This window comes from Moritella sp. 5, from assembly GCF_018219455.1.
GTDB lineage: Bacteria > Pseudomonadota > Gammaproteobacteria > Enterobacterales > Moritellaceae > Moritella.
In genome coordinates, this window is sequence record NZ_CP056122.1 from 4757502 (window position 1) to 4782109 (window position 24608).

The following is a 24608-nucleotide window of genomic DNA, read 5'->3' on the forward strand; positions in this document are numbered from 1 at the left end:
AATTACAGACACAAAAAAGCCGATATCATTGCTGATATCGGCTAATTCTAATTTGGCGCTTGGCGATGCCCTACTCTCACATGGGGAAGCCCCACACTACCATCGGCGTTATTACGTTTCACTACTGAGTTCGGAATGGGATCAGGTGGTACCGCAACACTATGGTCACCAAGCAAATTTGGTTTGCTTTCTATATAGAAACTTACGTTTCATTTTAAATCTGAAAAGCTATAAATAAAGAAGTCTTTAAAACATAAAGTGTTCTGTCTATTCTTAAGTCGTATTTCAATTAATCATACTTTAATTTGTATGGTTAAGCCTCACGGGTAATTAGTACAAGTTAGCTCAATGCCTCACAGCACTTACACACCTTGCCTATCAACGTTGTAGTCTCCAACGGCCCTTCAGGGAGCTTAAAGCTCCAGTGAGAACTCATCTCGAGGCCTGCTTCCCGCTTAGATGCTTTCAGCGGTTATCAGTTCCGAACTTAGCTACCGGGCAATGCTATTGGCATAACAACCCGAACACCAGTGGTTCGTCCACTCCGGTCCTCTCGTACTAGGAGCAGCTCCTCTCAATTCTCAAACGCCCACGGCAGATAGGGACCGAACTGTCTCACGACGTTCTAAACCCAGCTCGCGTACCACTTTAAATGGCGAACAGCCATACCCTTGGGACCAACTTCAGCCCCAGGATGTGATGAGCCGACATCGAGGTGCCAAACACCGCCGTCGATATGAACTCTTGGGCGGTATCAGCCTGTTATCCCCGGAGTACCTTTTATCCGTTGAGCGATGGCCCTTCCATTCAGAACCACCGGATCACTAAGACCTACTTTCGTACCTGCTCGACGTGTCTGTCTCGCAGTTAAGCTGGCTTATGCCTTTGCACTAACCACATGATGTCCAACCATGTTTAGCCAACCTTCGTGCTCCTCCGTTACTCTTTGGGAGGAGACCGCCCCAGTCAAACTACCCACCAGACACTGTCCGCAACCCCGATAAGGGGCCTACGTTAGAACATCAAACGTACAAGGGTGGTATTTCAAGGTTGACTCCACATCATCTAGCGACAATGCTTCAACGTCTCCCACCTATCCTACACATGTAGGTTCAATGTTCAGTGCCAAGCTATAGTAAAGGTTCACGGGGTCTTTCCGTCTAGCCGCGGGTACACTGCATCTTAACAGCGATTTCAATTTCACTGAGTCTCGGGTGGAGACAGCGTGGCCATCATTACGCCATTCGTGCAGGTCGGAACTTACCCGACAAGGAATTTCGCTACCTTAGGACCGTTATAGTTACGGCCGCCGTTTACCGGGGCTTCGATCATGAGCTTCGACCTAAGTCTAACCCAATCAATTAACCTTCCGGCACCGGGCAGGCGTCACACCGTATACGTCATCTTTCGATTTTGCACAGTGCTGTGTTTTTAATAAACAGTTGCAGCCACCATTTCTCTGCGACCAACAATAGCTTACGGAGCAAGTCCTTCACCATCATTGGCGTACCTTCTCCCGAAGTTACGGTACCATTTTGCCTAGTTCCTTCACCCGAGTTCTCTCAAGCGCCTTAGTATTCTCTACCTAACCACCTGTGTCGGTTTGGGGTACGATTCTCTTATATCTGAAGCTTAGAGGTTTTTCCTGGAAGCCGGGTATCAACTACTTCATCTCCGTAGAGACTCGTCATCAGTTCTCAGCCTTAATGTGCGCCCGGATTTACCTAAGCACACAGCCTACAACCTTAAACATGGACAACCATCGCCATGCTAGCCTAACCTTCTCCGTCACCCCATCGCAATATAAGTGAGTACAGGAATATTAACCTGTTTCCCATCGACTACGCCTTTCGGCCTCGCCTTAGGGGTCGACTCACCCTGCCCCGATTAACGTTGGACAGGAACCCTTGGTCTTTCGGCGTGGAGGTTTTTCACCCCCATTATCGTTACTCATGTCAACATTCGCACTTCTGATACCTCCAGCAAGCTTCTCAACTCACCTTCGACGGCTTACAGAACGCTCCTCTACCATGCAAAGAACAAGTCTTTGCATCCGTAGCTTCGGTGGTATGTTTAGCCCCGTTAAATCTTCCGCGCAGACCGACTCGACCAGTGAGCTATTACGCTTTCTTTAAAAGATGGCTGCTTCTAAGCCAACTTCCTGGCTGTCTGAGCCTTTCCACATCGTTTCCCACTTAACATACACTTTGGGACCTTAGCTGACGGTCTGGGTTGTTTCCCTTTCCACGACGGACGTTAGCACCCGCCGTGTGTCTCCCGCGATTGAACTTATTGGTATTCGGAGTTTGCAAAGGGTTGGTAAGTCGGGATGACCCCCTAGCCTTAACAGTGCTCTACCCCCAATAGTTAGACGCGAGGCGCTACCTAAATAGCTTTCGAGGAGAACCAGCTATCTCCCGGTTTGATTGGCCTTTCACCCCCAGCCACAAGTCATCCGCTAATTTTTCAACATTAGTCGGTTCGGTCCTCCAGTTGATGTTACTCAACCTTCAACCTGCCCATGGCTAGATCACCGGGTTTCGGGTCTAATCCCAGCAACTATTCGCGCAGTTAACACTCGGTTTCCCTACGGCTCCGCTATTCGCTTAACCTTGCTACTGAAATTAAGTCGTTGACCCATTATACAAAAGGTACGCAGTCACAGAACAAGTCTGCTCCCACTGCTTGTACGTATACGGTTTCAGGTTCTATTTCACTCCCCTCACAGGGGTTCTTTTCGCCTTTCCCTCACGGTACTGGTTCACTATCGGTCAGTCAGTAGTATTTAGCCTTGGAAGATGGTCCTCCCATATTCAAACAGCATATCACGTGTGCCGTCCTACTCGATTTCACAGTAAGGTCGTTTTCATGTACGGGACTATCACCCTGTATCGTGAAACTTTCCAGAATCTTCCACTAACTTCCAAACTGCTTAAGGGCTAGACCCCGTTCGCTCGCCGCTACTAAGGGTATCTCTATTGATTTCTTTTCCTCGGGGTACTTAGATGTTTCAGTTCTCCCGGTTCGCTTCGTAACGCTATGTATTCACGTTACGATACTCTACAAAGTAGAGTGGGTTCCCCCATTCGGAAATCTGTGGATTAACGCTTTTTATCAACTCCCCACAGCTTAACGCAGATTAACACGTCCTTCATCGCCTCTGACTGCCTAGGCATCCACCGTATACGCTTAGTCACTTAACCATACAATCTAAAGTCGACCGTACAATTGAAATAACTAGGTATTATCTAGTTTTTTTCGCCTCAAGAATACTCAAGAACACTATATTGTTATTACCGAAGTAATAACGTGTTTTAAGAACTTCTTTATTTATTCAGCTTTCCAAATTTTTAAAGAGCAATTTGCTAAAAAGCAAAGATAAACAAGCGATTGCTTATCTTTGCTTACTAGCGTCTTTAACGTTTTCTATTCAAGCAATTTGTGTGGGCACTTACAAAAACTAACAACTTTACGTAAGGAGGTGATCCAGCCCCAGGTTCCCCTAGGGCTACCTTGTTACGACTTCACCCCAGTCATGAACCACACCGTGGTCATCGCCCTCCCGAAGGTTAAGCTAATGACTTCTGGTGCAGCCCACTCCCATGGTGTGACGGGCGGTGTGTACAAGGCCCGGGAACGTATTCACCGTGACATTCTGATTCACGATTACTAGCGATTCCGACTTCATGGGGTCGAGTTGCAGACCCCAATCCGGACTACGACGCACTTTATGGGATTCGCTTACCATTGCTGGTTTGCAGCCCTTTGTATGCGCCATTGTAGCACGTGTGTAGCCCTACTCGTAAGGGCCATGATGACTTGACGTCGTCCCCACCTTCCTCCGGTTTATCACCGGCAGTCTCCTTAGAGTTCCCACCATTACGTGCTGGCAAATAAGGATAAGGGTTGCGCTCGTTGCGGGACTTAACCCAACATTTCACAACACGAGCTGACGACAGCCATGCAGCACCTGTCTCATAGTTCCCGAAGGCACCAATTCATCTCTGAAAAGTTCTATGGATGTCAAGAGTAGGTAAGGTTCTTCGCGTTGCATCGAATTAAACCACATGCTCCACCGCTTGTGCGGGCCCCCGTCAATTCATTTGAGTTTTAACCTTGCGGCCGTACTCCCCAGGCGGTCTACTTAATGCGTTAGCTTAAGAGCCCAGTTCTCAAGGAACCAAACTCCGAGTAGACATCGTTTACGGCGTGGACTACCGGGGTATCTAATCCCGTTTGCTACCCACGCTTTCGCATCTGAGCGTCAGTTACTTGCCAGGTGGCCGCCTTCGCCACTGGTATTCCTTCAGATCTCTACGCATTTCACCGCTACACCTGAAATTCTACCACCCTCTCAAGAACTCTAGTTTGCCAGTTCGAAATGCAGTTCCCAGGTTGAGCCCGGGGCTTTCACATCTCGCTTAACAAACCGCCTGCATGCGCTTTACGCCCAGTAATTCCGATTAACGCTTGCACCCTCCGTATTACCGCGGCTGCTGGCACGGAGTTAGCCGGTGCTTCTTCTGCGAGTAACGTCACAGTAGCAGAGTATTAATCTACTACCTTTCCTCCTCGCTGAAAGTACTTTACAACCCTAAGGCCTTCTTCATACACGCGGTATGGCTGCATCAGGGTTTCCCCCATTGTGCAATATTCCCCACTGCTGCCTCCCGTAGGAGTCTGGACCGTGTCTCAGTTCCAGTGTGGCTGATCATCCTCTCAGACCAGCTAGGGATCGTCGCCTTGGTGAGCTCTTACCTCACCAACAAGCTAATCCCACTTGGGCTCATCTAGTCGCGAGAGCTTTCAAGAAGAGGCCCCCTTTCACCCGTAGGTCGTATGCGGTATTAGCAGTCGTTTCCAACTGTTGTCCCCCTCGACTAGGCAGATTCCCAAGCATTACTCACCCGTCCGCCGCTCGACGCCAGAATAGCAAGCTATTCTTCGTTTCCGCTCGACTTGCATGTGTTAAGCCTACCGCCAGCGTTCAATCTGAGCCATGATCAAACTCTTCAATTAAAAGTTTTTTGACTAATCGCCTAAGCGATTAAGTCGGCTCAATGAATTCTGTACTTCAACAACAAACCGAAGTTTGTTGTTTATAAAACCAAATCTTTCGATTTAATTTAATGTTCACAATTACATTGATATAATTTTTGGTCATTATATCTCTGCAAGTGCTCACACAGATTGCTTGAATAAATTGTTAAAGAGCATTGGCGTGTTAAACACGGCAATTTTCAAATATCACTCAAAGAGTATTATCTGAAAATTGCTGTAACTATCGTTACAACAATTTAATTTGGCGCTTGGCGATGCCCTACTCTCACATGGGGAAGCCCCACACTACCATCGGCGTTATTACGTTTCACTACTGAGTTCGGAATGGGATCAGGTGGTACCGCAACACTATGGTCACCAAGCAAATCTGGTTTGCTTTCTATATAGAAACTTACGTTTCATTTTTAAATCTGAAAAGCTATAAATAAAGAAGTCTTTAAAACATAAAGTGTTCTGTCTATTCTTAAGTCGTATTTCAATTAATCATACTTTAATTTGTATGGTTAAGCCTCACGGGTAATTAGTACAAGTTAGCTCAATGCCTCACAGCACTTACACACCTTGCCTATCAACGTTGTAGTCTCCAACGGCCCTTCAGGGAGCTTAAAGCTCCAGTGAGAACTCATCTCGAGGCCTGCTTCCCGCTTAGATGCTTTCAGCGGTTATCAGTTCCGAACTTAGCTACCGGGCAATGCTATTGGCATAACAACCCGAACACCAGTGGTTCGTCCACTCCGGTCCTCTCGTACTAGGAGCAGCTCCTCTCAATTCTCAAACGCCCACGGCAGATAGGGACCGAACTGTCTCACGACGTTCTAAACCCAGCTCGCGTACCACTTTAAATGGCGAACAGCCATACCCTTGGGACCAACTTCAGCCCCAGGATGTGATGAGCCGACATCGAGGTGCCAAACACCGCCGTCGATATGAACTCTTGGGCGGTATCAGCCTGTTATCCCCGGAGTACCTTTTATCCGTTGAGCGATGGCCCTTCCATTCAGAACCACCGGATCACTAAGACCTACTTTCGTACCTGCTCGACGTGTCTGTCTCGCAGTTAAGCTGGCTTATGCCTTTGCACTAACCACATGATGTCCAACCATGTTTAGCCAACCTTCGTGCTCCTCCGTTACTCTTTGGGAGGAGACCGCCCCAGTCAAACTACCCACCAGACACTGTCCGCAACCCCGATAAGGGGCCTACGTTAGAACATCAAACGTACAAGGGTGGTATTTCAAGGTTGACTCCACATCATCTAGCGACAATGCTTCAACGTCTCCCACCTATCCTACACATGTAGGTTCAATGTTCAGTGCCAAGCTATAGTAAAGGTTCACGGGGTCTTTCCGTCTAGCCGCGGGTACACTGCATCTTAACAGCGATTTCAATTTCACTGAGTCTCGGGTGGAGACAGCGTGGCCATCATTACGCCATTCGTGCAGGTCGGAACTTACCCGACAAGGAATTTCGCTACCTTAGGACCGTTATAGTTACGGCCGCCGTTTACCGGGGCTTCGATCATGAGCTTCGACCTAAGTCTAACCCAATCAATTAACCTTCCGGCACCGGGCAGGCGTCACACCGTATACGTCATCTTTCGATTTTGCACAGTGCTGTGTTTTTAATAAACAGTTGCAGCCACCATTTCTCTGCGACCAACAATAGCTTACGGAGCAAGTCCTTCACCATCATTGGCGTACCTTCTCCCGAAGTTACGGTACCATTTTGCCTAGTTCCTTCACCCGAGTTCTCTCAAGCGCCTTAGTATTCTCTACCTAACCACCTGTGTCGGTTTGGGGTACGATTCTCTTATATCTGAAGCTTAGAGGTTTTTCCTGGAAGCCGGGTATCAACTACTTCATCTCCGTAGAGACTCGTCATCAGTTCTCAGCCTTAATGTGCGCCCGGATTTACCTAAGCACACAGCCTACAACCTTAAACATGGACAACCATCGCCATGCTAGCCTAACCTTCTCCGTCACCCCATCGCAATATAAGTGAGTACAGGAATATTAACCTGTTTCCCATCGACTACGCCTTTCGGCCTCGCCTTAGGGGTCGACTCACCCTGCCCCGATTAACGTTGGACAGGAACCCTTGGTCTTTCGGCGTGGAGGTTTTTCACCCCCATTATCGTTACTCATGTCAACATTCGCACTTCTGATACCTCCAGCAAGCTTCTCAACTCACCTTCGACGGCTTACAGAACGCTCCTCTACCATGCAAAGAACAAGTCTTTGCATCCGTAGCTTCGGTGGTATGTTTAGCCCCGTTAAATCTTCCGCGCAGACCGACTCGACCAGTGAGCTATTACGCTTTCTTTAAAAGATGGCTGCTTCTAAGCCAACTTCCTGGCTGTCTGAGCCTTTCCACATCGTTTCCCACTTAACATACACTTTGGGACCTTAGCTGACGGTCTGGGTTGTTTCCCTTTCCACGACGGACGTTAGCACCCGCCGTGTGTCTCCCGCGATTGAACTTATTGGTATTCGGAGTTTGCAAAGGGTTGGTAAGTCGGGATGACCCCCTAGCCTTAACAGTGCTCTACCCCCAATAGTTAGACGCGAGGCGCTACCTAAATAGCTTTCGAGGAGAACCAGCTATCTCCCGGTTTGATTGGCCTTTCACCCCCAGCCACAAGTCATCCGCTAATTTTTCAACATTAGTCGGTTCGGTCCTCCAGTTGATGTTACTCAACCTTCAACCTGCCCATGGCTAGATCACCGGGTTTCGGGTCTAATCCCAGCAACTATTCGCGCAGTTAACACTCGGTTTCCCTACGGCTCCGCTATTCGCTTAACCTTGCTACTGAAATTAAGTCGTTGACCCATTATACAAAAGGTACGCAGTCACAGAACAAGTCTGCTCCCACTGCTTGTACGTATACGGTTTCAGGTTCTATTTCACTCCCCTCACAGGGGTTCTTTTCGCCTTTCCCTCACGGTACTGGTTCACTATCGGTCAGTCAGTAGTATTTAGCCTTGGAAGATGGTCCTCCCATATTCAAACAGCATATCACGTGTGCCGTCCTACTCGATTTCACAGTAAGGTCGTTTTCATGTACGGGACTATCACCCTGTATCGTGAAACTTTCCAGAATCTTCCACTAACTTCCAAACTGCTTAAGGGCTAGACCCCGTTCGCTCGCCGCTACTAAGGGTATCTCTATTGATTTCTTTTCCTCGGGGTACTTAGATGTTTCAGTTCTCCCGGTTCGCTTCGTAACGCTATGTATTCACGTTACGATACTCTACAAAGTAGAGTGGGTTCCCCCATTCGGAAATCTGTGGATTAACGCTTTTTATCAACTCCCCACAGCTTAACGCAGATTAACACGTCCTTCATCGCCTCTGACTGCCTAGGCATCCACCGTATACGCTTAGTCACTTAACCATACAATCTAAAGTCGACCGTACAATTGAAATAACTAGGTATTATCTAGTTTTTTTCGCCTCAAGAATACTCAAGAACACTATATTGTTATTGCCGAAGCAATAACGTGTTTTAAGAACTTCTTTATTTATTCAGCTTTCCAAATTTTTAAAGAGCATTTGCTAAAAAGCAAAGTTTTCGTCTCTAACCCTGAATTTCAGAGTTAAAAAAACCAAAGTTAAGTCGCTTGCTATTCATAAGCAGATTTAACTTTGGTCTCTTCCTGAGAACATGATGTGGTGGAGCTATGCGGGATCGAACCGCAGACCTCCTGCGTGCAAGGCAGGCGCTCTCCCAGCTGAGCTATAGCCCCACATCATTGTGGCTAGTAAATTGGTAGGACTGAGTAGATTTGAACTACCGACCTCACCCTTATCAGGGGCGCGCTCTAACCAACTGAGCTACAGTCCTACTGACATTTACTATGTCTTTAATTTCTCTATTCAAGCAATTTGTGTGGGCACTTACAAAAATTAACAACTTTACGTAAGGAGGTGATCCAGCCCCAGGTTCCCCTAGGGCTACCTTGTTACGACTTCACCCCAGTCATGAACCACACCGTGGTCATCGCCCTCCCGAAGGTTAAGCTAATGACTTCTGGTGCAGCCCACTCCCATGGTGTGACGGGCGGTGTGTACAAGGCCCGGGAACGTATTCACCGTGACATTCTGATTCACGATTACTAGCGATTCCGACTTCATGGGGTCGAGTTGCAGACCCCAATCCGGACTACGACGCACTTTATGGGATTCGCTTACCATTGCTGGTTTGCAGCCCTTTGTATGCGCCATTGTAGCACGTGTGTAGCCCTACTCGTAAGGGCCATGATGACTTGACGTCGTCCCCACCTTCCTCCGGTTTATCACCGGCAGTCTCCTTAGAGTTCCCACCATTACGTGCTGGCAAATAAGGATAAGGGTTGCGCTCGTTGCGGGACTTAACCCAACATTTCACAACACGAGCTGACGACAGCCATGCAGCACCTGTCTCATAGTTCCCGAAGGCACCAATTCATCTCTGAAAAGTTCTATGGATGTCAAGAGTAGGTAAGGTTCTTCGCGTTGCATCGAATTAAACCACATGCTCCACCGCTTGTGCGGGCCCCCGTCAATTCATTTGAGTTTTAACCTTGCGGCCGTACTCCCCAGGCGGTCTACTTAATGCGTTAGCTTAAGAGCCCAGTTCTCAAGGAACCAAACTCCGAGTAGACATCGTTTACGGCGTGGACTACCGGGGTATCTAATCCCGTTTGCTACCCACGCTTTCGCATCTGAGCGTCAGTTACTTGCCAGGTGGCCGCCTTCGCCACTGGTATTCCTTCAGATCTCTACGCATTTCACCGCTACACCTGAAATTCTACCACCCTCTCAAGAACTCTAGTTTGCCAGTTCGAAATGCAGTTCCCAGGTTGAGCCCGGGGCTTTCACATCTCGCTTAACAAACCGCCTGCATGCGCTTTACGCCCAGTAATTCCGATTAACGCTTGCACCCTCCGTATTACCGCGGCTGCTGGCACGGAGTTAGCCGGTGCTTCTTCTGCGAGTAACGTCACAGTAGCAGAGTATTAATCTACTACCTTTCCTCCTCGCTGAAAGTACTTTACAACCCTAAGGCCTTCTTCATACACGCGGTATGGCTGCATCAGGGTTTCCCCCATTGTGCAATATTCCCCACTGCTGCCTCCCGTAGGAGTCTGGACCGTGTCTCAGTTCCAGTGTGGCTGATCATCCTCTCAGACCAGCTAGGGATCGTCGCCTTGGTGAGCTCTTACCTCACCAACAAGCTAATCCCACTTGGGCTCATCTAGTCGCGAGAGCTTTCAAGAAGAGGCCCCCTTTCACCCGTAGGTCGTATGCGGTATTAGCAGTCGTTTCCAACTGTTGTCCCCCTCGACTAGGCAGATTCCCAAGCATTACTCACCCGTCCGCCGCTCGACGCCAGAATAGCAAGCTATTCTTCGTTTCCGCTCGACTTGCATGTGTTAAGCCTACCGCCAGCGTTCAATCTGAGCCATGATCAAACTCTTCAATTAAAAGTTTTTGACTAATCGCCTAAGCGATTAAGTCGGCTCAATGAATTCTGTACTTCAACAACAAACCGAAGTTTGTTGTTTATAAAACCAAATCTTTCGATTTAATTTAATGTTCACAATTACATTGATATAATTTTTGGTCATTACATCTCTGCAAGTGCTCACACAGATTGCTTGAATAAATTGTTAAAGAGCATTGACCTTGACGTCATCCGTCGTAGTCAGGCTGCGTATTCTACGCAAACCAATTTCGAAGTCAAGTACATATTTGCACTTTATTTCAGGAGGCTTAAAAAGTAACTTTCGATACTGATAAACACCTTTACTTAGCGGCTGTTGCCGTGTCAGTGAGGTCGCATTATAGAGAACTAATGACTTCAAGCAAGTGATTTCATTAATTAGTCACTAAAAACCAAAAATCCGCGTTACCAAGCTGTTAAACGCACCTTAACGTATAAGAAGTAATCTATTTCTGATTGTATTCATTATAGACATACTGCATACCCGCTTTATTAAAGGCTACAACTTGATATGCATCACTCGCGCCGGGAACATCCATACCTGGTGCACTCTGTGGCATACCGGGAGTCGCAATGCCTGTGACTCTTTTATTCTGAGCTAATAGCTTCTTGATATCAGCGGCAGGAACATGGCCTTCGATAATATAATCATTAACTATTGCTGTATGACAAGATCGCAGATTATTAGGTACACCATATTGATTCTTTACATCACTCATATATTCATTGTTAATAACCGTTAATGAAAATCCTGCATCTTCCATTTGCTCGGCCCACTCTGTACAGCAACCACAATACTGCGATTTATATACAGTCATCTCTTCTGCCAATGCAGCACTACCAATTAAACTACTAGTAAGTAAGACTGGTTTTAAAATTTTAGCAATAAATGTCATCAGAATATCCTAAATAAAAGAAAATAATGATAAGCATTCCAGTTAAGGTAAGGTCAATTGCATTAAGAAGAGCTAATCAGCAAATTGTGATAAGCGTTTAGATATTGTCGACTCATATGAAGGTAGTTAAATTCATGCATAACACGGTCATAAGCAAAGGTAGTTTTAATTTGGCTTTGACTATGAATTAAACTTTTGGTTATTGCAGACTGTAAGGCATCGGGATCTTTAGGTGGGACTATCCATCCCCCACGACCATGCGCCAGCATATGTGGCATACCGCCAACATTAGTAACAACGCAAGGAACTCTAGCCTGCATAGCTTCGAGTAAAGCGATTGGTGTACCCTCTGTAATAGAGGGCATAACGAAAACATCAAAATGGCGAAAATAACTTGGTAGTGATTCTACAAAGCCAAATAGTAGGACATGTTCATCTAAATCCAACGTCCTGATTTTTTCTCGTAATCGATACTCCTCCCTACCAGCACCAAATATAACAAGTACAGTATTCGGATCATTTTTTATCAAATTAGGTAATGCGTCGATAAGTGTATCGAAACTTTTTTCAACAGCAAGACGACCTACAGCCATTATTCGAGTTGTTTTATTATGCAAAAAAGTACTTAAACGATCTTCAATCTCACACATCGGCATGTAACCACCGATACCATTCTCAATAACCGTATATTGGTTTGCTTCTAACCCTTGAACACTTGGTAGATTAGTCATGTGCTGACTAACAAGAAAAACCCGATTTAATTGCTTTAATGAGTGCTTATCCAAATATTGATAAAATGCCATTTTACTAAATCTAGGTGCGGATACATAACCATGTACGGTTGAACAAAAACATTTAAAGCGGTTTCGTTTCAACATCAAACCAAACAGTATATTGAATTTATAACCGTGAGAGTGGACAATATCAAACCTATTTTTCTCTGCAAATTTTTTTATATAATGACTGATACAAAAATATTCGAGTTTATTTACCCTAATTAAATTGACCGTTATGCCGTATTGGCGACAAATTGTTTCAAACTCTTTTTCTCCCTGTCCTTTATAGCCAAAGCTAAGTAAAGCACCTTCATGCCCAAGTACCTTCAAACCTAGCATTAATTCAATTAAAACTCTTTCAGCACCATAAAAACCACCACTTTCGATTACGTGTAAAATTTTCATTCTCATAATATCCTTGTCATTAACTTACACAGCGTCCTTTCCTCTTTTTTATACTGTTCAGTTGTAATACTTTTCGCAGATATATATCACTAATTGTTTGCCAACTATAATCAGAAAATAGTTGGTGTAGAAGGAGGGGCGTCTCACGAAGTTGATAATCGTGTAACCATTTTTTAAATAAGTTATCTGCTCTAATGTTCGGTTGTTGGTTATCCATGACCCAAGTTGAAATACACCCTAGCACAGGTGTTTTCGTTTCTTCCATAAACTGCCTGACTAGCTTACGACTTGATTCATATTTTCTGAAACGGATACTATTGGTATTAATAATTTCATATCGCTTAGTTAAGACTTTATGGGTTGATACATTTAAATGCTGAAAATCCCTAAATACAGACTCAATAGGATCCGCTTGTACATCCACTCTACGAACCCGATTAGCACAGCTATATTCATAACCAGCCAAGATTAATTCGTCTTCTAACCACGCCGAGGTCGCACAGCATAATTTTGTATCACTCCGATACCCAATGATACGTTGGCCAATAACTTGTGATAACAGATCTTTATAACGGTTTAAATCTTCAATAATTTTACGCTGATTGAAATGCTGCGTATCCGGCTGGCTATAATGTCGATATGCAAGTTCATGTCCCTGCTCTGCTATTTTTTTTAACATCGAAGGAAAGTGAATAATCGTCCAACCGTAAACAAAAAATGTGGCAGTCACATTATGATCATTTAATAATAATAAAATTTTATCTACTGCATATTCAATGCGAGGTGAGAGTAGGCTCCAATCTTTTTCCTTAATACAGTATTGAAAAGCGGGGGCTTGAAAATAATCTTCCACATTGATAGTTAACGCATTAATAATCGCCATAACGATCCCCTCATCGACAATCTACTCTATTATCATAAGAATAGACCATCACATCGTACTATTTGGGATTAGAGAGATATTTACTGAACACTGCTTATATTTTATGTCGCAAGCCAAATTTTGATTTATCGAATGATAATAAAGGCTTAATTTATATGCTAACAGTGCTATGATTTATTGCTAATGACCTAACTTTCTTTATTAAAAGGTGCTGCTCATGGAATACAATACTTCTGAACTATGCGACATTTATACAGATATGATTGATGTTGTTGAACCGATGTTCATGAACTTCGGTGGAAAGTCATCATTCGGTGGTCAAATAACCACAATTAAATGCTTTGAAAGTTTAGGACTGATTACTGAAACAGTTCAACAAGGCGGACTGGGTAGAGTACTGCTCATTGATGGTGGTGGTTCATTAAGAAGAGCATTAATTGATTCTGATATTGCCCAACTGGCATTCGAGAATGAATGGGAAGGAATTATTGTTTACGGTAGCATTCGAGAAGTCGATCAGCTCGACGATATTAATATTGGAATTCAGAGCCTTGCTTCCATTCCTGTTGGTGCAGATGATAATCGAACAGGCGAATTAGATGTCGCGGTTAATTTTGGCGGTGTCACATTCTTACCTGACGATCATGTTTATGCCGACAGCACTGGTATTATTCTATCTGCAGATGCGCTAGATATTGAGTAACACGCAAAAACATATAGAAACAGAGGTATAAGTTAGCCATAACCATACCTCTGAATCAAATTATGCTTCTTCTTCTAACTCTTCTAGCTCTTGAACTTCATCCATTCTGCCTAGCAAAGAACGTAAACGATCTTGCCATACATCTTGCTGACTTTTAAGCTCAGAGTTATTCGCTAATAGTTGATTGTTTTCTTCTTTTAGCTCTTCTAATTCCATTTGTAATAGGGAAATGGTATCAACTGCCGTTTGTACTTTACTTTCTAATTTATCTAATACGTCAAAATTCATTTTTTCACCCATAATTTAAGAATTCAATATTGTGCTGAGAGGGCTTATCCCTTGCTAGAAGAATACAACGCTAGTCAATCTACAACAAGTCTTATTAGTCAAATTATGATGCACTTAAGCAGAATTAACTTTTTGTTTGTGAGCGCTGGCATTAATACATCAAATTGTTTGATTCATCGCTAGTGAAGGCATCTCAGAATCAGGTCTACCAACAACTTTAGCAGGAACCCCAGCAACAGTCGTATGTTCAGGTACATGATCGAGCACGACACTACCCGCACCGACTTTGGCTCCTCTGCCGACTTCAATATTACCTAACACTTTAGCACCAGCGCCAATCATTACACCCGCTCTAATTTTCGGATGACGATCACCACTTTCTTTACCTGTACCACCTAGCGTAACACTTTGCAAAATTGACACGTCGTCTTCTACAATTGCCGTTTCACCAATCACAATACCGGTTGCATGATCAAGCATAATACCTTTGCCAATTATAGCCGCTGGATGAATATCAACAGCAAACACCACTGATATTTGGTTTTGTAAATAAATCGCTAATGCTTCACGCTTTTGATTCCACAACCAATGGGCAACTCGATAAGACTGTAGAGCAAGAAAACCTTTCAAATATAATAACGGTGTCGAGAAATATTCAACCGCTGGGTCTCGCTCTTGTACTGCACATAAATCCGCAGCCACCGCATGTAAAATAGTGGGTTCTGCTTTTAATGCTTCCTCAATCACTTCACGTAATAAAATAGCTGGCATTGTCGCACTATCGAGCTTATTTGCTAACTGAAAACTCAATGAGCATTTTAAACTATCGTGATTTAGTATTGTTGAATGGAAGAAACTAGCGAGCATCGGTTCCTGTTCAACCAATAATTTAGCTTCATCTCTAATTCTAAGCCAAGACATTGAAAGTTTATCTTCCATGTTTATTCCTTTACAACATTTAGAGTTCACGTTTATATTAATCATTTTTCATCTTTACAATTGAGATTGGATCTTGGTGAATGAGAACTTCCGTATTTACAAATTCACAGAGTAAATTAGTTTCAACATTATCGGCAATCGCATGTGCCTGAAACAGAGTAAGGTGATCATCCAGTTCTATATGCAACTGAATAAAACGCATATAGCCTGATTGTCGCGTTCGTAACTCATGTAGTCCGAGTACATTTTCCGTATTTACCACAATCGCTGTTATTTTATCAATATCTTCAGCGGGTAATTCATGATCCAATAATGTCTGAATTGACTCCATACCGATCTCATACGCACTGTATAATATGTAGCAGGATATCAAAATTGTCGCTAATCCATCAACCCAATAAAAACCATACGCAGATAAACTAAGTGCAATAAGTACTGTCGCATTAAGCCATAAATCTGATTTGTAATGGAGTGAATCAGCTCTAATCGCAATACTTCCAGTTGTAGCCACAACATGTGTTTGATAACGAATCAAAATAAAAGTGACTAATAATGCAAAAATGGATACCGCGATACCAAGTTCTGAACGTACAATTGGCTGTGGATCTAATAATGCACTAATACCATGCAACATTAATAAAATAGATGAACCCACAATTAATGCTGATTGTACTAATCCTGCTAAAGATTCTGCTTTACCATGACCAAAACGATGCGCATCATCCGCTGGCTCTAAGGCATATTTAATGGCAAACAAATTAATAATGGATGCACCAATATCTAGAAATGAATCCGTCAATGACGCCAATATCGATGCAGATCCAGTGGCAAACCACACAAACAATTTACTGCATAATAAAATGACGGCGGTAACAACAGAAGCATAACTGGCACGTTTAATTAATTGTTCATGATCAGAATCTATCACAGGGTTACCTTTTATATAATCTATGCGTTATTATAAACCTAGGAAACAGAAAAACAACGTGAAGTTATTCATCTAAACAAGCTATAAATCAAATAAAATAGATACAATAAAAACATTCTGTTGTTATTTTAGGATAGCTGCAACATATAGGCATGAATAAGACATCTCCCCTAGTTCGTTCATCTAAAATAATAGTAATAAATGCTGTGTAATTAACGCCATTATCGTAAATATAGCAATTACGTAGCACGTCACAATCTCTAACTCTTTAATTGAGGATAGCATTGTTTATTACGCTATTTTAGTTAAACTGATTAGGTATCATCATTTTTTACTATGCCGAAATAAAAATGTAAAACAAGGTAAATCTTAGAATTATTTACTGCTTAACCCAGTATCCTAATACAATAAAAACAATTAACAGAGTACCCAAGATGACTAAATTATTATTAATTGATGACGATAAAGAGCTAGCCGAATTACTCGCTGAGTTTCTAAGTCTCGAAGATTTCGATGTCGATATGGTACATGATGGTGAAGCCGGTTTGGCCGCAATAAGAAGTAGTCAATATGATATGGTCCTTTTAGATGTCATGATGCCAAAGTTAAACGGTTTTGAAGTATTAAAAAAACTTCGCGTGGATAACAGCACGCCGGTCTTAATGTTAACCGCGAAAGGTGATGAGATTGATCGTGTTCTTGGCTTAGAAATGGGTGCCGATGATTATTTACCAAAACCGTTCAGTGAACGTGAATTATTAGCACGAATTAGAGCTGTATTACGTCGTATCGAACCGCCAACATCCACTAAAAAAACAGAATTGTTGACGCACTTAGATATTGAGATAAACAGCCGAACCCAAGAAGCATGGTGTCAAAGCATTCTGCTTGATTTAACCAGTACCGAACTGATGTTATTAGAAGCACTCATCTCATCGCCAGGTACGATCTTAACCAAAGCCGATTTAAGCGAGCAAGTATTGGGTAAAAAACTGACGCCTTTTGACCGTAGTATTGATATGCATTTAAGTAACTTACGTAAAAAGTTACCAGAAAGAAAAGATGAAAAAATGCGGATCCGTACACTTCGTGGTCGTGGATATATGTGGCTAGATACATAATCAGCCCTTCTTACACTTCTATCATTTTTGAAATAAGGTTATTAACACGTGCTTAGTCGCAAATTGAATCAACTGTTCGTTAAAATTTTTGTCTGGTTTTGGTGTATGCTACTACTCGTTGTTGCAGTCGTTATAGCACTACCAACATTAGATAGCCGAATCATGAAACAACTCGATCCGCGCTCAGTCAGTATTTTAAATAGCATTGCACATAATATTTCTAGCTCTGCTGATCGCTATCCGAACATTCCATTGCAAGTGTTAATAACCCCTAAAGAAGCACAAACTAAACATTTTTATTTGGTTAGTGTAAATGGCGATATCATTTCAAGTAACAAAGCTTCTAAAGCCATTCGTCGCTTTATTTTGCAAAGTGAAGAATCGCCACAACCGAAAGTAAAACAATATAAAAACTGGTTAATGACCGGACCTATACCAATAAAACTACGTGGTGAACAATTTCAACTGTACGCTGCACAACAGCTACCAGCGGAGCACAACATATGGTTAATTAATGTATTAGATAGGCCATTTCTATTACTTTTCATTACTATGTTTGTCAGTATGCCATTATGTGCACTACTCGCATGGCATATCTCGAAACCATTACAAAAGTTACAAAGAACCGCATCCGAGATCACCGATGGTAATTTAGATGCTGTCGTACCAGCGACTCAAAGGCAAGATGAGATTGGTGAATTAGCGCGAAGTTTACGTACTATGATGCTTTCTATTCGTGAACATATTTCACTTCAGCATCGTTTATTGAGTGATATATCTCATGAGTTGAGATCGCCCTTAACACGATTGAAAATGTCGGTAGCATTATCTAAACGCCATTATGGTGAGACCAAAGAGATCGTGCGTATCGATAATGAATCGCAACGTTTAGAGGAGATGATCGCAGCACTATTAAACTTATCCAAAACACAATTAAATGCCACAACCAAAGAATCATTTAATCTTGACTCACTGTTACAGCCTATTTGCCATGATGCCATTTTCGAGGCTGAGCAGTTAGACAAAAAATTCAGCCATCAACCAATTCCAGATTTGGATATCAAAGGCTTTCCAGCACTCTTTGGCAGTGCCATAGAGAACGTGATTCGTAACGCATTACGCTATGCCAACCAGCAGGTTCATTTAGCCATCACCAGCGACACAGATGAGATAACGTTTGTGATCACAGATGATGGTCCAGGTGTACCAGAAGACGAAGTTGAGCAAATTTTCAAACCTTTTTATCGCGTATCACAAGCCCGAGACCGTGAATCTGGTGGTGCAGGTTTAGGGCTGGCGATTACTGAAAATGCGGTCCGTCAACATCATGGGGTAATACGGGCAAGTAATAGAGACACGCAAGGCTTACAGATCACTATTACTATACCAATGAGCTAACCACAACATAAGAAATTAAAGGACTGCAGAAGTGGATAATTATTTATCTTCTGCAACTTTATTCGTTATAACCTGTGGGTGTAATGGATTAGTCGTATTTAACTCGGGAAACATTTTCTCTATTTGTCGACGCTGCTCCACTCGGGCTTTTTTCTTCTCGTATATTTCTGTATCCAAATCTGCAAAGAACATATTAATCAGAATATTCAAGCTAAAAGGGATCGCGCTTAATATAATCAAGCCTGCTACGATCAAACTACTACGCTTTTTCATCACTTTTACCATTAGGTTGTTAAATTTGCTATTCTACGCAAAGTACCTACGTTATATAACCCTGAACTGAGACTTTATTATGTTACAAGTAGCACTATTTGAACCTGAGATCCCACCAAATACAGGTAATATCATTCGCCTTTGTGCCAATTCTGGTTTCAAATTGCATTTAATCGAACCGCTTGGTTTTGAATGGGATGATAAAAGGGTAAAACGTGCGGGACTGGATTATCATGAATTTGCAGACGTAAAACGTCATGCTAATTATCAAGCATTTTTAGATTGTGTAGGTGATGCTCGTATTTTTGCATGTACAACCAAAGGCACAAAATACCATCATGAAGCGCAATATCAAGCAGGTGATGTTTTATTATTTGGACCTGAAACACGTGGTCTACCGCCAGAAGTACTCGATACATTGCCACAAGAGCAAAAAGTAAGAATTCCGATGCTACCAGAGAGTCGCAGCATGAATCTATCGAACGCGGTATCTGTTTTTATCTATGAAAGCTGGCGCCAGCTGGATTTTGCAGGTTCAAAATAAAAGAAAGGGTGATAGAAACAAGCTCCATCACCCTTATAATCAAATTTTTTGTAATACTTATTTCGCTAAGTTAGCCGCATGAAAACGCATATGTTTTTCAATAAACGTAGCGATAAAATAGTAACTATGATCATAACCATCATGCATTTCTAGCGTGAGAGGATAACCCTTTAGCGCAGCCGCAGCAGCCAGCATATTCGGCTTAAGTTGCTCATCCAAAAATGAATCATCTTTGCCTTGCTCAACCATCGCAGGTACAAATTTATTCGCTTTCGCCATCAATAAACTGGCATCGTATTGTTGCCACGTTGCTTTATCTTTACCGAGATAATTTTGTAATGCTTTTTGCCCCCAAGGACAATTGATTGGATTACTAATCGGACTAAATGCCGTCACGGAACGATAGCGTTCTGGATTACGCAATGCCATTACTAACGCACCATGCCCCCCCATCGAATGCCCACTGATCACACGCTCTTGTGTAACCGGGAAATTAGCTTCAATTAATGCAGGCAATTCATTAAGCACATAGTCATACATTTGATAATGTGTGTTCCACGGTGCTTGTGTGGCATTCACATAAAATCCAGCACCTAAACCAAAATCATACGCTTGGTCAACATCATCAGGTACACCTTCACCACGCGGACTAGTATCCGGTGCCACGATCGCAATACCCAGTTCTGCAGCAATACGCTGAGCACCGGATTTTTGCATAAAGTTTTCATCAGTACACGTCAGGCCAGACAACCAATACATCACAGGTACTTTACGCATATTGGATGCTTGCGGTGGTAAATACACAGCAAAACGCATCTGACAGTTTAGTACATTCGACGCATGGTTATATTGATGCTGCCAACCGCCAAACATTTTATTACTACTAACAACTTCTATAGACATGACAAACCTTTACTAGTCGTCCCGCTATGTAGATTATAAATAGCGGGACATATTTTAATTATTTATCGAAATGAATAACCGTACGGATACTTTCACCGCGGTGCATTAAATCAAATGATTCATTGATGTCTTCAAGACCCATGGTATGAGTAATGAAATCACTTAATTTGAATTCACCTTGTAAATAACGTTCAACGTAATCAGGTAGCTCTGTACGGCCTTTAACACCACCGAATGCAGAACCACGCCATACACGACCAGTTACTAGTTGGAATGGACGTGTTGAGATCTCTTGACCTGCACCAGCCACACCAATGACGATTGATTCACCCCAACCTTTGTGACAACATTCTAATGCAGAACGCATTAAGTTAACGTTACCAATACATTCGAATGAGTAATCTACACCACCGTCAGTTAATTCAACAATAACGTCTTGAATTGGCTTGTCATAATCTTTTGGATTAATGAAGTCTGTTGCACCTAATTTCTTCGCTAGTTCGAATTTACTTTCGTTAATATCGATAGCAATAATACGACTAGCCTTTGCCATCGTTGCACCGATAACAGCAGAAAGACCGATACCGCCTAGACCGAAGATAGCAACGGTTGCGCCTTCTTCAACTTTAGCCGTATTCATTACCGCGCCCATACCTGTCGTTACACCACAACCAAGTAGACATACTTCTTCAAGCGGTGCTTCTTTATTAACTTTCGCTAACGAGATTTCTGGTAATACGGTGTATTCAGAGAATGTTGAACAACCCATGTAATGAAAGATTGGCTGACCGTCTTTATAAAAACGCGTAGTGCCATCTGGCATTAGGCCTTTACCCTGTGTTTCACGGATCTGTTGGCAAAGGTTGGTTTTGCCTGATTTACAGAACTTACATTCGCCACATTCTGGTGTATATAAAGGAATAACGTGATCGCCTACTTGAACACTGGTAACGCCTTCGCCGATTTGCTCAACGATACCGCCACCTTCGTGACCAAGAATTACAGGGAAGATACCTTCTGGATCATCGCCAGATAATGTGAATGCATCGGTATGACATACGCCAGATGCGATCACTTTAACTAACACTTCACCTTTTCTAGGTAACATTACATCCACTTCTTCGATCGATAGTGGTTGGTTTGGACCCCAAGCAATAGCTGCTTTGGATTTAATAAATTTGTCAGTCATGTTCATCTCCATTGGGATAAAATTAATATGCCGTAATACCTATCTATGTATTCGGCCGGTCATACTGTATGGCGCTCATTATATTCATTTGCACAGAAATGATAATACCCTTGAAATACAAATTACTTTTACCCAGATGTAACAATAAAAAGGAAAGCAAAAATACCGCGGTAATTTCATCTTTCTTTTTCGTTAATAACGAACTTGATAACAGTGCTGTATTATCAGGAAGGCTTAAACCTCTTCAGTATAGTCGATAGAATTTCATTACATGCTCTTCTCTTGTAGCGAAGGGTATAGCAACCAAGCGAGTGATAATCCACGAGCAAGCATAAAAGTATTCATCGCCAGCCATAAAGCATGATTACCTAATCCACTGCTAATAACATATGTAGGTAAGAATATACAAACGACACAAAATAACATGCTGTTACGCATATCTTTTGCCCGAGTTGCACCAATAAATACGCCATCAAATACAAAACACCATACTGCTGTAAAGGGTAATAACACTAACCAAGGTAAATACTCAACAGCAATCGTATTAACACTTTCTATATCCGTGATCATACGCACCATACCCTCGCCAAAGATGAAAAAAGTCGTAGAGAAAAGAACGGAAAATATACCCGCCCAGATCAATGACGCGAGAATTGATTGACGATAAGCAAGGGTATTTTTAGCGCCAATCGCCTTACCTACCATAGCTTCCACCGCGTAAGCTACGCCATCCAGCGCAAAAGAGATAAACATCAGAAAATTGAGTAACACCGCATTCGCCGCAATATACTCATCACCAAGACTTGCAGCTTTAAATGTCATGAAGGCGAATGTCAGTTGTAAACAGAGCGAACGGATAAATATATCACGGTTGAGTGACAGTAAACCCTGTAATTTATCTGATGCAAATAAACGACTGATAATGTCAGCTCTATGAGGTAACGAAAACTTACCGAGCTGCTTTAGTACTAATAATAAGCCAAATAACAAAGCAACATACTCTGCAATCACCGACGCAGCCGCAGCGCCCTCTACACCCCATTCTAAATACACCACAAATAAAATATCTAAGAAAATATTAAACACGTTAGCAATAATTAATAACAGCATCGGTGCTTTCATATTTTGCAGGCCAATTAACCAACCTAATATCGCAAAATTAAATAACGCAGCAGGGATCCCCCACATACGAATCGATAAATAGGCCTGTGCATTTAGTTGTACATTGTCACTTGCTTCCGTCAGCATTAGGGCTAATTCAACAATATAATTTTTACACAACAGTAATAAAACCGATAAACAAAACGCAATTAACAAGGCGTGTGCGAGCGTCATTAATATCTCAGAACTATCTTGTTTACCAAGTGCCTGTGCAGTCAATCCTGTTGTCGACATGCGTAAGAAATTACACATAGAGACAATAAACATGACCACAGTGGAACCCAATGCAACCCCACCGAGATACCAAGCTTGTTCAAGATGACCAATAACGATGCTATCAACCAAACCTAATAGTGGAATACTGATATTTGACAAGATCATTGGCAATGCCAACGCGATGATATTTCGATGCACCGAAGTAGGAATGGATAACCACATAGACGGATTCAACTTTGTATAAGGGAGGAAAAAGATGCCAAAGTCTATCTAACTTAAATTATGAAACAAAGTATTACCTATCAAATAATTAAAACAACTCTATTTCACCTTCATCCATCGACCCTGTACTGATCGTCTTCTTTTGTACTTGCAGTGATTGTTGCTTTAACTGTTCAGCAGACAAATTTAATTAATTCTTGGTGTAACCGCGCTGGTGTCATTTGCCCTCTAATATCCGCATTACATTTATTTTTATATCTCATGTTGAGTATAGGGAAAGAAAATTAATAGGTAGAAGATGATCAGAACTGTGATGTTAAAGCAAGATTTGAAAACGATGTCTAAATTTAAAGATAGGGTGATAAGAAAGGAAAAAGAAATATAAAGGTAGATAGTCAACAATAGGATTATTTACTATCTACCTTCAGGCTCGATGGCGTAATAAAGTGTGATTACATCCAATCGGTATTACGAATAATACCGACAGCGACACCTTCAATATCAAAATTTTGGAAATTTAAATCAACACGAATTGTGCTCATTTCATCATTCTCAGGATGCAGTAAGATTTCACTGCCCTGCTGTTCAAAACGCTTAACAGTTACTTCATCGTCAACACGCGCAACAACAACTTGACCTTTACTGATATTTTTAGTTTTATGTACAGCTAATAAATCGCCATCCATAATCCCAATATTACGCATACTTTCACCACGTACACGCAGTAAAAAGTCTGCCGTTGGTGTAAACATTGAAGGGTCAACATTATAGTGTGCTTCAATATGTTCTTGAGCTAAAATAGGCTCACCGGCGGCAACCTGCCCAATTAAAGGTAAACCACAGTCATTACTGGCTTGGTCAGCATCAACCAACAAACGAATACCACGAGAAGTACCCGCAAGAATTTCGATATGGCCCTTTCGTGCTAATGCCTTTAAATGCTCTTCCGCAGCATTAGGTGAACGGAAACCAAGTTCCTTAGCAATTTCAGCTCGGGTCGGTGGCATACCAGTATTTTTAATATGTTGTTTAACTAATTCAAATACTTCTGCTTGTCTTTGTGTCAATGCTTTCATCATGAACCCTAACTGGTTTTATATACAGTTTCTTGTAATTATATACAGTATTATCAAGTTTGCAATATAAGCCTTGAGTATATCTGGATAATAATGAATTAATCGTTTGCTGGCGCTGAAACACAGATTTATGGCTACACAT

15 protein-coding genes, 2 tRNA genes and 6 rRNA genes are annotated in these 24608 nt (G+C 42.4%); 4 read left to right on the forward strand and 19 right to left on the reverse strand.

Annotation, left to right across the window (positions count from 1 at the left end; genetic code table 11):
• Window positions 1–57: 57 nt before the first annotated feature.
• The 11 genes from rrf (HWV01_RS21235) to HWV01_RS21285 all read right to left on the reverse strand — a co-directional run bounded on the left by rrf (HWV01_RS21235) (window position 58) and on the right by HWV01_RS21285 (window position 13505).
• Window positions 58–173: ribosomal RNA gene (gene rrf, locus HWV01_RS21235) — 5S ribosomal RNA — on the reverse strand.
• A 136-nt stretch (window positions 174–309) separates the two neighbouring features.
• Window positions 310–3203: ribosomal RNA gene (locus tag HWV01_RS21240) — 23S ribosomal RNA — on the reverse strand.
• A 271-nt stretch (window positions 3204–3474) separates the two neighbouring features.
• Window positions 3475–5019: ribosomal RNA gene (locus tag HWV01_RS21245) — 16S ribosomal RNA — on the reverse strand.
• 288 nt (window positions 5020–5307) lie between these two features.
• A 5S ribosomal RNA gene (rrf, locus tag HWV01_RS21250) occupies window positions 5308–5423 on the reverse strand.
• A 137-nt stretch (window positions 5424–5560) separates the two neighbouring features.
• Window positions 5561–8454 (reverse strand): 23S ribosomal RNA (locus HWV01_RS21255).
• Window positions 8455–8730: 276 nt separating this feature from the next.
• Window positions 8731–8806, reverse strand: a tRNA-Ala gene (locus tag HWV01_RS21260).
• A gap of 21 nt (window positions 8807–8827) precedes the next feature.
• A tRNA-Ile gene (locus HWV01_RS21265) sits at window positions 8828–8904 on the reverse strand.
• Between the two features lie 76 nt (window positions 8905–8980).
• A 16S ribosomal RNA gene (locus HWV01_RS21270) occupies window positions 8981–10525 on the reverse strand.
• The 16S, 23S and 5S rRNA genes sit together here with 2 tRNA genes alongside, the layout of an rRNA operon.
• A gap of 466 nt (window positions 10526–10991) precedes the next feature.
• Window positions 10992–11441 (reverse strand): DUF411 domain-containing protein, encoded by a 450-nt coding sequence (locus HWV01_RS21275; protein ID WP_211673371.1) that lies wholly within the window; start codon window positions 11439–11441, stop codon window positions 10992–10994.
• A 62-nt stretch (window positions 11442–11503) separates the two neighbouring features.
• Window positions 11504–12622 carry a glycosyltransferase gene (locus tag HWV01_RS21280; protein WP_211673372.1) on the reverse strand — a complete coding sequence of 373 codons (1119 nt, stop codon included), beginning with the start codon at window positions 12620–12622 and terminating at the stop codon, window positions 11504–11506.
• A 19-nt stretch (window positions 12623–12641) separates the two neighbouring features.
• Window positions 12642–13505, reverse strand: a complete 864-nt coding sequence (locus HWV01_RS21285) for a polysaccharide deacetylase family protein (RefSeq protein WP_211673373.1) — start codon at window positions 13503–13505, stop codon at window positions 12642–12644.
• Between the two features lie 217 nt (window positions 13506–13722).
• Here HWV01_RS21285 and rraA point away from each other — a divergent pair, with 217 nt between their 5' ends.
• A complete protein-coding gene (rraA, locus tag HWV01_RS21290) occupies window positions 13723–14208 on the forward strand; it encodes a ribonuclease E activity regulator RraA (protein ID WP_211673374.1) in 486 nt (161 codons plus the stop codon).
• A 60-nt stretch (window positions 14209–14268) separates the two neighbouring features.
• On the opposite strand, the gene zapB is transcribed toward rraA, so the two are convergent.
• The 3 genes from zapB to HWV01_RS21305 form a co-directional block, all read right to left on the reverse strand.
• Window positions 14269–14496: a cell division protein ZapB gene (gene zapB, locus HWV01_RS21295; protein ID WP_211673375.1), complete on the reverse strand. Its 228-nt coding sequence runs from the start codon at window positions 14494–14496 to the stop codon at window positions 14269–14271.
• A 159-nt stretch (window positions 14497–14655) separates the two neighbouring features.
• A complete protein-coding gene (gene cysE / locus HWV01_RS21300; protein WP_371816368.1) occupies window positions 14656–15417 on the reverse strand; it encodes a serine O-acetyltransferase in 762 nt (253 codons plus the stop codon).
• Window positions 15418–15472: 55 nt separating this feature from the next.
• Window positions 15473–16363, reverse strand: a complete 891-nt coding sequence (locus tag HWV01_RS21305; protein ID WP_305793991.1) for a cation diffusion facilitator family transporter — start codon at window positions 16361–16363, stop codon at window positions 15473–15475.
• 434 nt (window positions 16364–16797) lie between these two features.
• On the opposite strand from HWV01_RS21305, the gene HWV01_RS21310 reads away from it, so the two are divergent.
• Window positions 16798–17484: a response regulator gene (locus HWV01_RS21310; RefSeq protein WP_211673377.1), complete on the forward strand. Its 687-nt coding sequence runs from the start codon at window positions 16798–16800 to the stop codon at window positions 17482–17484.
• A gap of 105 nt (window positions 17485–17589) precedes the next feature.
• Entirely contained in the window at window positions 17590–18882 is a 1293-nt protein-coding gene (locus HWV01_RS21315) for an ATP-binding protein (RefSeq protein ID WP_249185397.1), read from the forward strand.
• Between the two features lie 39 nt (window positions 18883–18921).
• On the opposite strand, the gene HWV01_RS21320 is transcribed toward HWV01_RS21315, so the two are convergent.
• Window positions 18922–19155: a hypothetical protein gene (locus tag HWV01_RS21320; RefSeq protein WP_211673379.1), complete on the reverse strand. Its 234-nt coding sequence runs from the start codon at window positions 19153–19155 to the stop codon at window positions 18922–18924.
• A 79-nt stretch (window positions 19156–19234) separates the two neighbouring features.
• Here HWV01_RS21320 and trmL point away from each other — a divergent pair, with 79 nt between their 5' ends.
• Entirely contained in the window at window positions 19235–19699 is a 465-nt protein-coding gene (trmL, locus tag HWV01_RS21325) for a tRNA (uridine(34)/cytosine(34)/5-carboxymethylaminomethyluridine(34)-2'-O)-methyltransferase TrmL (RefSeq protein WP_045108657.1), read from the forward strand.
• Window positions 19700–19756: 57 nt separating this feature from the next.
• Here trmL and fghA read toward each other — a convergent pair whose 3' ends face one another.
• The 4 genes from fghA to lexA form a co-directional block, all read right to left on the reverse strand.
• Window positions 19757–20602 (reverse strand): S-formylglutathione hydrolase, encoded by an 846-nt coding sequence (gene fghA / locus HWV01_RS21330; RefSeq protein WP_211673380.1) that lies wholly within the window; start codon window positions 20600–20602, stop codon window positions 19757–19759.
• Window positions 20603–20660: 58 nt separating this feature from the next.
• Complete coding sequence (locus HWV01_RS21335; protein ID WP_045112352.1) at window positions 20661–21791, reverse strand: S-(hydroxymethyl)glutathione dehydrogenase/class III alcohol dehydrogenase; 1131 nt, start codon at window positions 21789–21791, stop codon at window positions 20661–20663.
• 267 nt (window positions 21792–22058) lie between these two features.
• Complete coding sequence (locus HWV01_RS21340; RefSeq protein WP_211673381.1) at window positions 22059–23390, reverse strand: MATE family efflux transporter; 1332 nt, start codon at window positions 23388–23390, stop codon at window positions 22059–22061.
• A gap of 452 nt (window positions 23391–23842) precedes the next feature.
• The gene (gene lexA / locus HWV01_RS21345) at window positions 23843–24466 is read right to left on the reverse strand and encodes a transcriptional repressor LexA (RefSeq protein ID WP_211675935.1); all 624 of its coding nucleotides are present in this window, start codon (window positions 24464–24466) and stop codon (window positions 23843–23845) included.
• Window positions 24467–24608: the final 142 nt, after the last annotated feature.

What these genes read in the sequence shown, in the direction of transcription:
- HWV01_RS21275 (WP_211673371.1), bottom strand. Translation starts at nt 11,441, where the DNA reads ATGACATTTATTGCTAAAATTTTAAAACCAGTCTTACTTACTAGTAGT.
- HWV01_RS21280 (WP_211673372.1), bottom strand. Translation starts at nt 12,622, where the DNA reads ATGAAAATTTTACACGTAATCGAAAGTGGTGGTTTTTATGGTGCTGAA.
- HWV01_RS21285 (WP_211673373.1), bottom strand. Translation starts at nt 13,505, where the DNA reads ATGGCGATTATTAATGCGTTAACTATCAATGTGGAAGATTATTTTCAA.
- rraA (WP_211673374.1), top strand. Translation starts at nt 13,723, where the DNA reads ATGGAATACAATACTTCTGAACTATGCGACATTTATACAGATATGATT.
- zapB (WP_211673375.1), bottom strand. Translation starts at nt 14,496, where the DNA reads ATGAATTTTGACGTATTAGATAAATTAGAAAGTAAAGTACAAACGGCA.
- cysE (WP_371816368.1), bottom strand. Translation starts at nt 15,417, where the DNA reads ATGTCTTGGCTTAGAATTAGAGATGAAGCTAAATTATTGGTTGAACAG.
- HWV01_RS21310 (WP_211673377.1), top strand. Translation starts at nt 16,798, where the DNA reads ATGACTAAATTATTATTAATTGATGACGATAAAGAGCTAGCCGAATTA.
- HWV01_RS21315 (WP_249185397.1), top strand. Translation starts at nt 17,590, where the DNA reads ATGCTACTACTCGTTGTTGCAGTCGTTATAGCACTACCAACATTAGAT.
- HWV01_RS21320 (WP_211673379.1), bottom strand. Translation starts at nt 19,155, where the DNA reads ATGAAAAAGCGTAGTAGTTTGATCGTAGCAGGCTTGATTATATTAAGC.
- trmL (WP_045108657.1), top strand. Translation starts at nt 19,235, where the DNA reads ATGTTACAAGTAGCACTATTTGAACCTGAGATCCCACCAAATACAGGT.
- fghA (WP_211673380.1), bottom strand. Translation starts at nt 20,602, where the DNA reads ATGTCTATAGAAGTTGTTAGTAGTAATAAAATGTTTGGCGGTTGGCAG.
- HWV01_RS21335 (WP_045112352.1), bottom strand. Translation starts at nt 21,791, where the DNA reads ATGACTGACAAATTTATTAAATCCAAAGCAGCTATTGCTTGGGGTCCA.
- HWV01_RS21340 (WP_211673381.1), bottom strand. Translation starts at nt 23,390, where the DNA reads ATGTGGTTATCCATTCCTACTTCGGTGCATCGAAATATCATCGCGTTG.
- lexA (WP_211675935.1), bottom strand. Translation starts at nt 24,466, where the DNA reads ATGAAAGCATTGACACAAAGACAAGCAGAAGTATTTGAATTAGTTAAA.